We start from the raw sequence: 13349 nt of genomic DNA on the forward strand, positions 1-13349 counted from the left end.
CACGATGTCCATGACCCCCGGTTACCGCGCCGTGCTCAGTCCCTGCATCGGTATTTGTTCGCTCGACGCCAGCGGCCTCTGCGAAGGCTGCCACCGCAGCGTGGCCGAAATCGCCCGCTGGTCGCAGATGGGCGACGACGAACGCCTGCAGATCATGGAAACCGTGCTGCCGGCCCGCGAGGCGCTGCGCGTGTGACCCCGCCGTTCGAACTGCTCGAACGGATACCCCAAGCCCTGCATCCGCTGGACCGGCCTCCGCCCGGCCCGGGCTGGAACCATGCCGAACTGGCCGACCTGCTGCCCGCCGGGCTGCCGCTGCGGCAGGCCGCGGTGCTGGTGGCCCTGGTCGAACGCCCGGGCGGCCCGCAGGTGCTGCTGACCCGCCGCACCGAAGCCCTTCGGCACCACGCCGGCCAGATCGCCTTTCCCGGTGGCCGCATCGAAAACAGCGACGCCGACCCGGTCGAGGCCGCCCTGCGCGAAGCCCACGAGGAAGTGGGCCTGGCGGGCGCGCTGTCCACGCCGCAGGGTTACCTCGATCCCTTCGTCACCATCACCGGATTCCACGTGTTCCCGGTGGTGGCCAGCGTGCGGGGCGCTTTCCGGGCCACGCCCGATCCGAACGAGGTGGCCGAAGCCTTCGAAGTGCCGCTGCAGTTCCTGCTCGACCCGGGCAACGTGCACGCGCTGGACGTGGACTTCCAGGGCCGCCAGCGGCGCATACTTGAGTTCCGCTACGGGGGGCACCGCATCTGGGGCGCCACCGCCGCGATGCTGGTCAATTTCAGGCAACGACTGGAGCAGGGCTGATGCACTGGACCACCTTGGTTTCCGCGCAGGACCTGGCCGCGCACTTGGGCAAGCCAGGCCTGGTGCTGGTGGATTGCCGGCACGCGCTGTCCGATGTCGACGCCGGCGAAGCCGCCTGGGCCCGGGGCCATCTGCCCGGCGCGGGGCATGCCCACCTCGAGCGCGACCTGTCGCGACCCGGTCCGGCGTCCGAGGGGCGGCACCCGATGCCTTCCCAAGCGCAGTTCGCCGCGCTGTTGGGCCGCCTGGGCGTCACGCCCGGCGACCAGGTCGTGGCCTACGACGAAGATAGTGGCGCCATGGCCGCGGCGCGGTTCTGGTGGTTGCTGCGCCTGTTTGGCCATGCGCGCGTGGCCGTGCTCGATGGTGGCCTTGCGCACTGGCGTGCACTGGGCCTGCCGCTGGACACCCGCGAACCCACGCCGGTGCCGGCTTATCCGGGCCGCTTCGACAGCGACGCCTGCGTGTCGACGGACCAGGTGCAGGCGCGCTTGGGCGAAGCCCCGGGCTGGCTGCTCGATGCGCGGTCGCCTGAACGTTTTCGCGGCGAGGTCGAACCCCTGGATCCGGTTGCCGGCCATATTCCAGGCGCCGGAAACCGGCCGTTCCCGGCCAACCTGTGCGAAGGCCGCTTCCAGCCGCCCGACGAGCTGCTGCGCCAGTTCACCGCGCTGCTGCAGGGTCGGAAGCCCGGGGACGTGGTGCTTTCCTGCGGCTCCGGCGTCACCGCCTGCCACAACCTGCTGGCGATGGAACATGCCGGCCTGCACGGTGCGCGCATCTATCCGGCTTCGTGGAGCGGCTGGGTGGCCGATCGTTCGCGGCCGGTCGCGACCGGCACCTGAGGCCTACAGCGAATAACTGTCGCGGTCCGGGCGTCCGGGCAGTACCTCGACCCGCACCAGTTCGTGGCCGTCCACGGTCATGCGCCAGCGCCCGTCCGACAGGTGCGGCGGCTGTTGCACCTTGAATCGCGCGCTGAAAAAACCGACGCCGATCCTGAAGCCCTCCTGGTTGAAGCCATGCACCGGGCCCTGGATGCGGGTGCGCGAGCCGTCCCTGACGCGTTCGTAATTGGCCTGGCCATCGGGCTGCAGCACCAGCCGAACGCCGTCGCCGCGCCAGTGGCCGATGTATTGGGAGTAGTCCGCCGGGACCGGCTCCCGGCAGGCCGCCAGGGCCAGGCAGGCCCAGGCCAGGACCGCCGGCATCAGCCAGCGGCGTGCCCTCACTTGCCCAGCCGGGCGACCAGCGCCTGCAGGGCGGCCTGGGTTTGCGGCGAATTCCACTCGTCCAGGAAGCCGTCGAGGTCGTCGTCGCGGAAGGAAGCGAGCGCGGAGACCAGGTCGGCCCTGGCCAGGGCGCGGGTGGCCAGCATCGCCTGCGCGGGCAGCTTCAGCAGCTCCTGCAGCCAGACCAGGGCACGCTGGCTGACGTGTTCGGCGTCGGTCAGTTCGTCGACCAGGCCGCAGGCCAGGGCCTGTTCGGACTCGACCAGTTCGCCGGACACCAGCAGGCGTTCGGCCCGGTAGGTGCCGACCACGCGCCGCATCAGGTGCTGGATGGCGTCGGGTGCGACCAGGCCCACCTGGACTTCGTTCAGGCCGATGCGGAAGGGGCCGCGCGCCATGATGCGGTAGTCGCAGCACAGCGCCAGCACGCAGCCACCGGCGGGGCTGTGGCCGGCCAGGGCGGCGGCCACCGGCACCGGCGAGGCGGCGATGGCGCGCGCCGCCGCGAACAGCGAAGCCCAGCCGGCCTTCAGGCCGGCGGCATCCAGGGACATCAGGTGCGGGACGTCCATGCCGGCGGAAAAGACCTTGGCACCGCCGGAAAGGATGATGCCCTGCGCACCGTCCGCGGGCGCCGCCTCCACCGCGGTGCGCAGGGCCGACAGCAGTTCCGGCGTCAGCGCGTTGACCGGCGGGCGGGCCAGCTGGATCTCATGGATGGGTCCGTGGCGATGGATCTGGAGCATGGGTCACCTCAGGGCAGGCGGACGTCAGGTGCCCAACGATAACGCACCGTGTAACGCAGCTGGGCCTGGCCACCCGCCGGTACCGCGACTTCGAAGCCGGCGGCCTGGGCGTCGAGCTTCTTCGCCGGCACGCTGCTCTGCGTCACTTCCCAGTCGGTCCAGCGCGACAGCACTTCGCGCACGTGCACGGTGGCGGCCTCGTCCTTGGCGTTGCGCAGCGTCAGCACGATGGTTTCGGTCATCGTGCGACCGCTGCGGTCGAGCTGGAAATCGGCGCGTTCGCGTTCGGCGGTGATGTCGAAGACGGTGCCCAGCGCCAGCGACACGTTCGCTTGCGCAGGAGTGTGGCCCAGCGCGGCTTCACCCAGGAAGTCCTTGCCGTCGAAAACGCGCACCCGGCCGGCGGGCAGGGGCACGCCAAGCCCGCCGGACTTCGCGTTTTCGAAAAGCAGGTTCGCGATGACGGGCTGTTCGCCTTCCTGGCGGTTGTAGTTCGGGTCGATCATCGGCTGCGGCGGCTGCCATTCGCCCATCGGCGAACGGGTTTCGTAGCGGCGTTCGCAGGCGACGCCGGTGGCGGCGTCCACCAGGGGCAGGCGCTGCACGCTGCCGGTGGGCAGGTCGCCGGTGCCGGGCAGGCGGTAGGCGTGGTATTCGCCGGAGGCCTCCGGCGAAGGCGCAGCGTCGGCCACCACCATCATGCGTTCGGACTTGGCGGCCATGGGTGCGGCATAGCCGGCGTCGGTGACGCGGTTGGGCTGGCCGGCGACCAGGCTCAGTCCGACGTCCCTGAAGTCCATGCCCGAGGTATTGGCCACCATCGCGGCACCGTCGAAGGCCATGCGGCAGGCCTTGCCCTGGCCGCGCAGCGTGGCCTGGTATTCGGCGCGCCAGGCCAGGCCGCCGGTGGCGTAGCTGAGGTCGAAACTTTCGCGGCCCGCGGCGGGGGAAGCGATCGTCCAGGCCAGGCCGGGTTCGGCGGCCAGGCCTTCGGGCAGGGCCGGCAGTTCGAAGCTGGCGTAGTTCGACAGCACCTTCACGCGGCCATCGGGCAGCTGCAGGGTGAGGCCGTTGCCGGCCGCCAGCAGGGTGCCGGTATGGCGTTCGAGGCCGTTGCCGACGCCCTGTTCAACGGTGACGGTCTGGCCGATCGCCCGGCGCAGCAGCGCGTCCTGGTCGGCGAGGGCGAAGTCGTAGCGCTGGCCGCGCACGCTCGCCTTGCCGCGCGGTTCCAGGCGCACCGAGCTGGCGTCCAGGGCCTGCGGCAGGCGCGAATAGCGCACCGCGTTGTCGCCGGGCTTGAGGTCCCAGGCCAGCGTCGTGTCGACGAGTGCATGGCCGGCATTGGCGGGGTATCCGCCGGAGCGGGCGACGGCGTCGAAATCGCCGCTGTAGATGGTCAGGCGGGTCGGTTCGGCGGCGATGGCGGGCGAGGCCAGGGCGGCGGCGGTGGCCAGGGCAAGCAGGTGGCGGTTCATTCAGTGCTCCCATGCAGTCGTCGGATTATCATAGGCCCATGAACGCACGACGCTTCTTGATGGGGTTGCCGCTGTTGATGTTGGCTTCAGGGTCCGCGGCCCTGGCCGCCCCGGCGGCGGCAGCCAACGATGAAACCTGCCGGCCAACCATCGAATCCCCCTGGGTGCGCGCCGCGCCGCCGGGGGCAAAGTCCCTGGCGGCCTACCTGGTGCTGCGCAACGGCTGCGGGACCGCGGTTGAAGTGGTGGACGTGGAAAGCCTGGACTTCGGCACGCCGATGATCCACCGCACGGTCGAAGAAGGCGGCGTCAGCCGCATGCGGCCCGCGGGAAAACTGGTGCTGGCGCCGGGCGAATCGCTGCGCTTCGAACCCGGTGGCCTGCACCTGATGCTGATGCAGCCGCTGCGGCCGCTGGCCGAGGGTGACGTGGCGCGCGTGCGGCTGGTGCTGGCCGATGGCAGGCGTTTGTTCGCTCAATTCCCGGTGCGCCGTTCAGCGCCCTGAAGGACTCAGCCCGCGCAGGCGGCGAGCACGGCGTCCGGCAGCGGCACCGACTGGCCGCTGCGATCGACCCACACCAGCACGGTATGGCCGTCGCAATAGAGCACGCCGTCTTCGCTGGCCGAGCTGATGCGGTGGCCCAGGGTCAGGCTCTTGGTGCCGATGCGTTCGGCGAACAGTTCCACGCGCACCGTTTCCGGCCAGTTCACCGGCCGCCGGTAGTTGAGCTGGACGGCGGCCATGATCGGTGCCGCGCTTTCGCCGGCCCAGTCGCTGCTGAGCGACTTGAACCAGCGCACGCGCGCCTCTTCGATGTAGCCCAGGTAGCTGGCGTTGTTGACGTGGTTGAACGCATCCAGGTCGCGCCACCGAACTTCCAGCGCAACGCCGTAGACGACCGGGTTCATGCCTTCTTCCTCTTGCGCGGGGCCGGCGCGGACGCGGCCAGCAGCTTGGCCAGGAACTGGCCGGTGTGCGATTTCTTGTTCGCCGCCAATTGTTCGGGCGTGCCCTCGGCGATGATCATGCCGCCGCGGTGGCCACCTTCGGGGCCGAGGTCGATGACCCAGTCGGCGGTCTTGATCACGTCCAGGTTGTGTTCGATGACCACGATGGTGTTGCCGTCGTCGCGCAGCTTGTGCAGGACGGCCAGCAGGTGTTCGATGTCGTGGAAGTGCAGGCCGGTGGTGGGCTCGTCGAGGATGTAGAGCGTGCGCCCGGTGTCGCGGCGGCTCAGTTCCTTCGAGAGCTTCACGCGCTGGGCTTCGCCGCCTGAAAGCGTGGTCGCCGACTGGCCCAGCTTGATGTAGCTCAGGCCCACGTCCACCAGGGTTTCGAGCTTGCGCGACAGCGCCGGCACCGGGTCGAACAGGGTCAGCGCGTCCTCGACCGTCATCTCCAGCACGTCGTGGATGGAGTAGCCCTTGTAGCGGATTTCCAGGGTCTCGCGGTTGTAGCGCTTGCCGTGGCAAACATCGCAAGGCACATAGACGTCGGGCAGGAAGTGCATCTCGACCTTGATCAGGCCGTCGCCCTGGCAGGCCTCGCAGCGGCCGCCACGCACGTTGAAGCTGAAGCGCCCCGGCGCGTAGCCGCGGGCGCGCGCTTCCGGCACCTGCGCGAAAAGTTCGCGCAGCGGCGTGAAAAGGCCGGTGTAAGTGGCCGGGTTCGAACGCGGCGTGCGGCCGATCGGGCTCTGGTCGATGTCCACGACCTTGTCGAACAGGTCCATGCCGATCACTTCGCGATGCGGCGCGGCCGTGTGCGAGGCGCCGTTGAGCTCGTTCGCGGCCAGGTGGTACAGGGTGTCGTTGACCAGGGTGGACTTGCCCGAACCCGACACGCCGGTGATGCAGGTGAACAGCCCTGCGGGAATCGACAGGTCGACGTCCTTGAGGTTGTTGCCGCTGGCGCCCTTGAGCTGCAGGATCATCTTCGGGTTGGGCTTGTGCCGCTGCTTCGGGATCTCGATGCAGCGGCGTCCCGACAGGTAGTCGCCGGTGATCGAACGCGGCGCCTTCAGGACGTCGGCATAGCTGCCCTGGGCGACGACTTCGCCGCCGTGCACGCCGGCGCCGGGGCCGATGTCGACGATGTGGTCGGCCAGACGGATGGCGTCCTCGTCGTGTTCGACCACGATGACGGTATTGCCCAGGTCGCGAAGGCGGGTAAGCGTGCCCAGCAGGCGCTCGTTGTCGCGCTGGTGCAGGCCGATCGAGGGTTCGTCGAGCACGTACATCACGCCCACCAGGCCGGCGCCGATCTGGCTGGCCAGGCGGATGCGCTGGGCTTCACCACCGGACAGGCTGTCGGCCTTGCGTTCGAGCGTGAGGTAATCCAGGCCAACGTCCACGAGGAAACGCAGGCGGTCGTGGATTTCCTTGACGATCTTGACCGCGATTTCGCCGCGCCAGCCCGACAGCGACAGGTGCGAGAAGAACTCCAGCGACTCGTCCACCGGCAGCCTGGTGATTTCCGGCAGGTTGCGTTCGGCGACGAAAACGTTGCGCGAGGCGCGGTTGAGCCGGGCGCCGCCGCAGTCGGGGCAGGGGCGGTCGGAGATGAACTTGGCCAGTTCTTCCTTGACCACCTGCGATTCGGTTTCGCGGTAGCGGCGCTCGAGGTTGGGCACGATGCCTTCGAACTTGTGCTTGCGCTGGGTGCGGCCACCGGATTCGGTGAGGTAGGTGAAGGTGATGATTTCGTCGCCGCTGCCGTACAGCACCGCCTGGCGCACCGGTTCGGCCAGGTCCTGCCAGGCCACGTCGGGGTCGAAGCCGTAGTGCTTGGCCAACGAGGCGATCAACTGGAAGTAGTAGGCGTTGCGGCGGTCCCAGCCACGCACGGCGCCGGCCGCCAGGCTCAGTTCCGGGTGCACGACCACGCGCGAGGGGTCGAAGAACTGGGTGATGCCCAGGCCGTCGCAGCCCGGGCAGGCGCCCACCGGCGAATTGAACGAGAACAGCCGCGGCTCGAGCTCGGGCAGGGCGTAGTCGCAGACCGGGCAGCTGAACTTTGACGAAAACAGCAGCGGCGCCTGCGAGGGGTCGTCCAGGTCCTGCACCTGGGCCAGGCCGTCGCCCAGCTTCAGCGCGGTCTCGAAGCTTTCGGCCAGGCGCTGCTTGAGGTCCTCGCGGGGCTTGAAGCGGTCAACGACCACTTCGATGGTGTGCTTCTGGCGCAGGGCCAGGGTGGGCACGGCGTCGAGTTCATAGAGTTCGCCGTTGACCCGGACCCGCACGAAACCCTGGGCGCGCAGCTGGTCGAAGACCTGGGCGTGTTCGCCCTTGCGCTCGCGCACCGCCGGGGCCAGCAGCATGTAGCGCCGGTCGGCGGGCAGGGCCAGCACCTGGTCGACCATCTGGCCCACGGTCTGGGCCTCGAGCGGGTAGTGGTGGTCCGGGCAGCGCGGGGTGCCCACCCGCGCGAAAAGCAGGCGCAGGTAGTCGTAGATTTCGGTGATCGTGCCCACGGTCGAGCGCGGGTTGTGCGAGGTGGACTTCTGCTCGATCGAGATGGCCGGGGACAGGCCCTCGATATGGTCCACGTCCGGCTTTTCCATCACGCTCAGGAACTGGCGCGCGTAGGCCGACAGCGACTCCACGTATCGGCGCTGGCCTTCGGCATAGATGGTGTCGAAAGCCAGGGACGACTTGCCCGAGCCGGACAGGCCGGTGATGACGATCAGCCGGTTCCGGGGCAGGTCGAGGTCGATGTTCTTGAGATTGTGGGTGCGTGCACCGCGGATGCGGATCGTATCCATGCGCCGGGGAGCGCTCCTTTTTGACGGGCGGGAACGGGAACCGGGCAGTCTAGCAGTCTGGACTGCACGGGCCGTGACCCCGGCTGGGCCGGGTATAAAACCCTGCCTCGTCAATCACTTGGGAGCAGCCGGCGCGCCGGTTCCACAGCCCGGACGCCGGCCTTGCGCAGGCGCGGGCGGGCGCCTCGCCCGGGCCCGGCCCGCGCCCGCCATGCCGGGGTGTCGGAAGGGTTTGACGCAAAAGGGCTTTTTCACCTAGAATTCCGCTTCTGTCCCGTGACCGCGGGCAGGTGTGTCCAAAATAACTACTAGAGGAATTCCGGTCATGTACGCAGTCATCGTTACCGGCGGTAAGCAGTACCGCGTTATGCAGGGCGAGACCCTGAAGGTCGAGAAGATCGACCTCGAGGAAGGCAAGAGCTTCGACATCGAAAAGGTGCTGATGCTCGGCGACGGCGACAAGGTCACCGTTGGCGCGCCCCTCGTTGATGGTGCCAAGGTCACCGCGACCATCAAGTCGCACGGCCGCCTGGACAAGGTCCGCATCGTCAAGTTCCGTCGCCGCAAGCACCATCGCAAGCAGATGGGCCACCGGCAGTACTACACCGAAATCGAAATCACCGGCATCGCCGGCTAAGCCAGAGGAGACAGCGTCATGGCACAGAAAAAAGGCGTAGGCTCGTCCCGCAACGGCCGCGATTCCAACCCGAAGTACCTGGGCGTCAAGATGTACGGTGGCCAGGCCATCGACGCCGGCAACATCATCGTGCGCCAGCGCGGCACCGAGTTCCATCCGGGTCCGGGCGTCGGCCTCGGCCGCGACCACACCCTGTTCGCCCTGGTGGACGGCGTGGTGGATTTTTCGGTCAAGGGCCCCAAGAAGCGCCGCACCGTGAGCGTGGTCCCGGCGGCCTGAAACCCGCCCGGTTCCGCCTGAAGGGCCCCGCTTCGGCGGGGCTTTTCGTTTCCGCATGACGGCCAATTTCCGGCAAAACCCCGGCCAGACCGGCCTGCGCCCTTCACGGCGCGGCGCGGACGGCCCACAATCAGCGCGGACGGCCCCGGGCCCCGCCAGGGAAACACCTCGTGAAATTCGTTGACGAAGCCACCATCACCGTGTCCGCAGGCAGCGGCGGCAACGGCTGCATCAGCTTCCGGCGGGAGAAGTTCATCCCGCTGGGCGGGCCGGACGGCGGCGACGGCGGCAACGGCGGCAGCGTCTGGCTGCAGGCCGACGAAAACCTCAACACCCTCATCGACTTCCGCCACCAGCGCCAGTACCGGGCCCAGCGCGGCCAGAACGGCATGGGCCGGCAGATGTTCGGCAAGGCCGGCGACGACGTGGTCATCCGCGTCCCGGTCGGCACCGAGGTCATCAACGTCGGCACCGACGAGATCATCGGCGACCTGACCGACCACGGCGACCGCCTGCTGGTGGCCCAGGGTGGCCTGGGCGGCAAGGGCAACGTGCATTACAAGAGTTCGGTGAACCGGGCGCCGCGCAAGGCCGGCACCGGCACCCCGGGCGAAGAGCGCGAGATCCGGCTGGAGCTGAAGCTGCTGGCCGACGTCGGCCTGCTGGGTTTCCCGAACGCCGGCAAGTCCACTTTCATCCGCGCCGTGTCCTCGGCCACGCCGAAGGTGGCGGATTACCCCTTCACCACCCTGTATCCGAACCTGGGCGTGGTCAGCGTCGAAGTGGACCGCAGCTTCGTCATCGCCGACATCCCCGGCCTGATCGAAGGCGCGGCCGACGGCGCCGGCCTGGGCGCGCAGTTCCTGCGCCACGTGCAGCGCACCCGCCTGTTGCTGCACCTGGTGGACATGGCGCCCTTCGATGAAGGCACCGACCCGGTTTACCAGGTGCGCGCGATCGAGGCCGAGCTGCGCAAGCACGACCCGGCGATGCTGGAAAAACCCCGCTGGCTGGTGCTGAACAAGGCCGACCTGCTGCCCGAGGACGAGCGCCAGGCGCGCGCCGAAGCGCTGGTGAAGGCGCTGGACTGGAAGGAGCCGTGGTTCATTTCCTCGGCCATCGGCCGCGAGGGCACCTGGCCGATCGTGCTGAAGGTGCAGCAGTTCTTCGACGACCAGAAGGCCGCGGCCCTGGAGGCCGCCGAAGACGTCGCGGCCCGGGCGGAGATGGCGCGCAATGGCTGAGGCGGCGGCCGCCGGCCGCTGCAGCCGTCGCTGCAGTCCGTGGGCCGGCAAATCGCGGGCAGCAAAAAGGCCGGCTTTCGCCGGCCTTCGTGCGCTGGCCAGGGCGCCTGCCTGGGTGACCAGGGGCGCCGCGGGCTCAGGCCTGCTTCAGCGCCTTGATGTGGGCGGTGATGCGGCTCTTGTGGCGGGCCGCCTTGTTCTTGTGGATCAGGCCACGGGCCGAGTAGCGGTCGAGGATCGGCTGCGCGGTCGCGAAGGCGGCCTCGGCGGCCGGGGCGTCCTTGGCTTCCAGGGCCTTGAGGACCTTCTTCACGGCGGTGCGCAGCATGGAACGCTGGCTGGCATTGCGGGCGTTGCGGACGACGGTCTGCTTGGCGCGCTTCTTGGCGGACTTGATGTTGGCCACGGAGGGCTCCTGAAAACGTTGGACGAGGGCCGGGCGTTGGGTTCCCGGCCGGGAATAGGGGGTCGAAAGACCCGAAATTATGGGGGATTCAGTAGCTTGAGTCAAATACCCCCCGGGGGGTGCCCGTGAGCCCGCCGGAGGCGACCCAGCCCAAGGGCGGCCTGCTGCGTTCCACCGCGGTTTTCAGCGCCATGACCCTGCTTTCGCGCATCGCCGGCTTTGCCCGGGACGTGGTGCAGGCGCATGTCTTTGGCGCCGGCGGCATCGTCGATGCCTTCGCGGTCGCCTACCGCATCCCCAACTACCTGCGCCGGATCTTCGCCGAGGGTTCGTTCGCCTCGGCCTTCGTGCCGGTGCTGTCGGAACTGCGCCAGCGCGGCGACCAGGCGGCGCTGAAGGATTTCCTGGACCACGTCGCCGGCGCCCTGTGCGCGGTGGTGCTGGTGGTCAGCGGCCTGGGCCTGCTGGCGGCGCCGCTGGTGGTGGCGGTCATCGCCCCGGGCCAGCTCGACGACCCGGCCAAGTTCGCGCTTACCTCCGACCTGCTGCGCATCGTTTTCCCCTACCTGGCGCTGGTGTCCATGACGGCCCTGGCCGGCGCGGTGCTCAACAGTTTCCAGCGGTTCGCCCTGCCGGCGGTGACGCCGGTCCTGCACAACCTGTCGGTGATCGCCGCCATGCTGCTGCTGGCGCCGATGCTGGCCGTGCCCATCCACGCCCTGGCCTGGGGCGTGCTGGCCGCCGGTTTCCTGCAGCTGGTGCTGCTGTGGCCGGCGATGGGGCGGCTGGGGCTGCGGCCGAGGCTGCGGCTGAACTTCCGGCACCCGGGCGTTCGCCGGGTCGGCGCGCTGATGCTGCCGACCCTGTTTTCGTCGTCGGTGGCGCAGCTGAACCTGATCGTCGGCACCATGTTCGCCTCGCTGCTGATCGACGGCAGCCAGAGCTGGCTCTATTACTCCGACCGCCTGGTGGAATTCCCGCTGGGCCTGTTCGGCGTCGCGTTGGCCACGGTGATCCTGCCGCACCTGGCGCGTCGCCACGCCGACATCGACACCGCCGGCTATGCCAGCGCCCTGGACTGGGGCCTGCGCAGCGTGCTGCTGCTGGCGGTGCCGGCCGCCCTGGGCCTGGTGCTGCTGGCCGAACCGCTGGTGCTGACCATCTTCGAACGCGGCGCCTTCAGCGCCGGCGATGCCCGCATGACCTCGCTGAGTCTGATGGCGATGTGCATCGGCATCCCGGGGTTCATGGCGACCAAGGTGCTGCTGTCGGCCTTTTACGCGCGCCAGGACACCCGCACCCCGATGCGTGCCGCGGTGCGCACAGTATTTATCAACGTGGCGCTGACGGCCGCGATCACCACGCCGCTGTGGCTGTGGGACGTTCCTGGCGCGCACGCCGGCATCGCCCTGGCCACCGGCCTGGCCGGCCTGGCCAATGCCGTCCTGCTGTGGCGGGCCCTGCGTCGTGAGGGCACGTTCGTGCTTTCGCCGGGCTGGGGCCGGCACCTGCTGCGCGTGGGCGTGGCCAGCGTGGCGCTGGCGGCGGCGGTGCTGGCCTGCCTGCAGGCCATCGGCGACTGGCGGGAATGGGCCGGTATCGCCCGCTGGGGCCTGCTGCTGGCCGTGGTCGGTGCCGGTGCCGGCGCCTACGGGCTGGGGCTGCTGGCCACGGGCTGGCGGCCGCGCGAACTGCGCGGGCCGTGACCGGGCCCGGCTATAATTCCCTGATGGACAAGCTGTTCCGGGACGTCGAGGGCGAATGCATCGCCCCGCAGGGCAGCGTGGTTTGCATCGGCGCCTTCGACGGCCTCCACCGGGGGCACCAGGCCCTGGTCGGCCACGTGCGGGCGCGTGCGCGCGCCCTGGGCCTGAAGGCAGTGGCGCTGAGCTTCGAACCCCTGCCTCGCGAGTATTTTTCCCCCGCCGACCCGCCGGCGCGCCTGCTGCTGCCGCGGGCCCGTTTCGAGGGCCTGTGCCGGCTGGGCATGGACGCCGTCGGCCTGCTGCGCTTCAACGCGGCGATGGCGGCGATGTCGCCGGAAACCTTCGTTGAAAAGGTGCTGGTCGAACGCCTGGCCGCGCGCGAGGTCTGGGTGGGGCCGGGATTCCGTTTCGGAAACCGCCGTGCCGGCGACCTGGCGACCCTGCAGGCGCTGGGGGAAGTGCACGGGTTCAAGGCAACCGAAGTCGCGGTCGTGGCCGACGGCGGTGAACGGGTGTCGGCCAGCGCCGTGCGCGCCCAACTGGCCGCCGGCGACCTCGACGCGGCCGCCCGTGCCCTGGGCCGCCGCTACGCCATCGCCGGCACCGTGGTGCGCGGCAAGCAGCTGGGCCGCCGGCTCGGCTACCCTACGGCGAACATCCGCCTGGCCGGCAAGCGGGCGCCGCTGGGCGGCATCTTCGCGGTCTGGGTACACGGCATCGGCCCCGTACCGCGCGCCGGCGTGGCCAGCCTGGGCACGCGGCCGACGGTGCAGGGCGTCGAGCCCCTGCTCGAGGCGCATGTGTTCGACTTCGACGGCGACCTCTACGGAAGCCGCATCGAAGTGGAGTTCGTCGCCAAGCTGCGCGACGAGGAAAAATTCGACGACCTGCCGTCCCTGGTCCGACAGATGGACGAGGATTCCCGGCAGGCCCGGCGCGCTTTGCGCCACGACAAGGAAACATCCGGAGTAAGTGCGTGAGCGAAGTGACCGACACTGGCGGCAAGGACTACAAGCACACCATCAGCCTGCCCGAGACGGCGTTCC

At 69.4% G+C, this 13349-nt stretch carries 12 protein-coding genes and 2 pseudogenes; 8 read left to right on the forward strand and 6 right to left on the reverse strand.

The window, feature by feature from the left end; genetic code table 11:
- Positions 1–10 precede the first annotated feature (10 nt).
- Both IEX13_RS03235 and IEX13_RS03240 read left to right on the forward strand, forming a co-directional pair.
- Positions 11–810 (forward strand): annotated as a pseudogene (locus IEX13_RS03235) (CoA pyrophosphatase).
- Positions 810–1655 carry a sulfurtransferase gene (locus IEX13_RS03240; RefSeq protein WP_188661266.1) on the forward strand — a complete coding sequence of 282 codons (846 nt, stop codon included), beginning with the start codon at positions 810–812 and terminating at the stop codon, positions 1653–1655. The pseudogene IEX13_RS03235 and the gene IEX13_RS03240 overlap by 1 nt, the downstream one beginning before the upstream one ends.
- Before the next feature lie 3 nt (positions 1656–1658).
- On the opposite strand, the gene IEX13_RS03245 is transcribed toward IEX13_RS03240, so the two are convergent.
- From IEX13_RS03245 to IEX13_RS03255, 3 genes are read right to left on the reverse strand one after another with little or no spacing between them, the layout of a single operon-like run.
- Positions 1659–2042, reverse strand: coding sequence for a hypothetical protein (locus tag IEX13_RS03245; protein WP_188661267.1), 384 nt, complete (start codon positions 2040–2042; stop codon positions 1659–1661).
- Entirely contained in the window at positions 2039–2788 is a 750-nt protein-coding gene (locus IEX13_RS03250) for an enoyl-CoA hydratase/isomerase family protein (RefSeq protein WP_188661269.1), read from the reverse strand. Before IEX13_RS03250 ends, IEX13_RS03245 begins: the two co-directional genes overlap by 4 nt.
- Before the next feature lie 8 nt (positions 2789–2796).
- Positions 2797–4266 carry a DUF4139 domain-containing protein gene (locus IEX13_RS03255; RefSeq protein WP_188661271.1) on the reverse strand — a complete coding sequence of 490 codons (1470 nt, stop codon included), beginning with the start codon at positions 4264–4266 and terminating at the stop codon, positions 2797–2799.
- A 38-nt stretch (positions 4267–4304) separates the two neighbouring features.
- Between IEX13_RS03255 and IEX13_RS03260 the strand changes: the two genes are divergently transcribed.
- A complete protein-coding gene (locus IEX13_RS03260; protein WP_188661272.1) occupies positions 4305–4772 on the forward strand; it encodes a copper chaperone PCu(A)C in 468 nt (155 codons plus the stop codon).
- Between the two features lie 5 nt (positions 4773–4777).
- On the opposite strand, the gene IEX13_RS03265 is transcribed toward IEX13_RS03260, so the two are convergent.
- Positions 4778–5176 carry an acyl-CoA thioesterase gene (locus tag IEX13_RS03265; RefSeq protein ID WP_188661274.1) on the reverse strand — a complete coding sequence of 133 codons (399 nt, stop codon included), beginning with the start codon at positions 5174–5176 and terminating at the stop codon, positions 4778–4780.
- Positions 5177–5187: 11 nt separating this feature from the next.
- A pseudogene (gene uvrA / locus IEX13_RS03270) lies at positions 5188–8031 on the reverse strand (excinuclease ABC subunit UvrA); the annotation flags it as partial.
- A 325-nt stretch (positions 8032–8356) separates the two neighbouring features.
- Here uvrA and rplU point away from each other — a divergent pair.
- The 3 genes from rplU to cgtA all read left to right on the forward strand — a co-directional run bounded on the left by rplU (position 8357) and on the right by cgtA (position 10191).
- Complete coding sequence (rplU, locus tag IEX13_RS03275; protein WP_188661280.1) at positions 8357–8668, forward strand: 50S ribosomal protein L21; 312 nt, start codon at positions 8357–8359, stop codon at positions 8666–8668.
- Positions 8669–8686: 18 nt separating this feature from the next.
- Positions 8687–8947 (forward strand): 50S ribosomal protein L27, encoded by a 261-nt coding sequence (rpmA, locus tag IEX13_RS03280; protein ID WP_188661283.1) that lies wholly within the window; start codon positions 8687–8689, stop codon positions 8945–8947.
- Positions 8948–9117: 170 nt separating this feature from the next.
- Entirely contained in the window at positions 9118–10191 is a 1074-nt protein-coding gene (cgtA, locus tag IEX13_RS03285; RefSeq protein WP_188661286.1) for an Obg family GTPase CgtA, read from the forward strand.
- A gap of 136 nt (positions 10192–10327) precedes the next feature.
- Here the strand turns inward: cgtA and rpsT are convergent, their stop codons facing one another.
- Positions 10328–10597 (reverse strand): 30S ribosomal protein S20, encoded by a 270-nt coding sequence (gene rpsT / locus IEX13_RS03290; RefSeq protein WP_188661288.1) that lies wholly within the window; start codon positions 10595–10597, stop codon positions 10328–10330.
- 125 nt (positions 10598–10722) lie between these two features.
- On the opposite strand from rpsT, the gene murJ reads away from it, so the two are divergent.
- Together murJ and IEX13_RS03300 are read left to right on the forward strand one after the other, a co-directional pair.
- On the forward strand, positions 10723–12303 hold the full coding sequence (gene murJ / locus IEX13_RS03295; protein ID WP_268235867.1) for a murein biosynthesis integral membrane protein MurJ: 1581 nt from the start codon (positions 10723–10725) through the stop codon (positions 12301–12303).
- A gap of 23 nt (positions 12304–12326) precedes the next feature.
- Positions 12327–13283, forward strand: coding sequence for a bifunctional riboflavin kinase/FAD synthetase (locus IEX13_RS03300; RefSeq protein ID WP_188661290.1), 957 nt, complete (start codon positions 12327–12329; stop codon positions 13281–13283).
- Positions 13284–13349 lie beyond the last annotated feature (66 nt).

The organism is Arenimonas soli (genome assembly GCF_014643775.1).
Lineage (GTDB): Bacteria > Pseudomonadota > Gammaproteobacteria > Xanthomonadales > Xanthomonadaceae > Arenimonas > Arenimonas soli.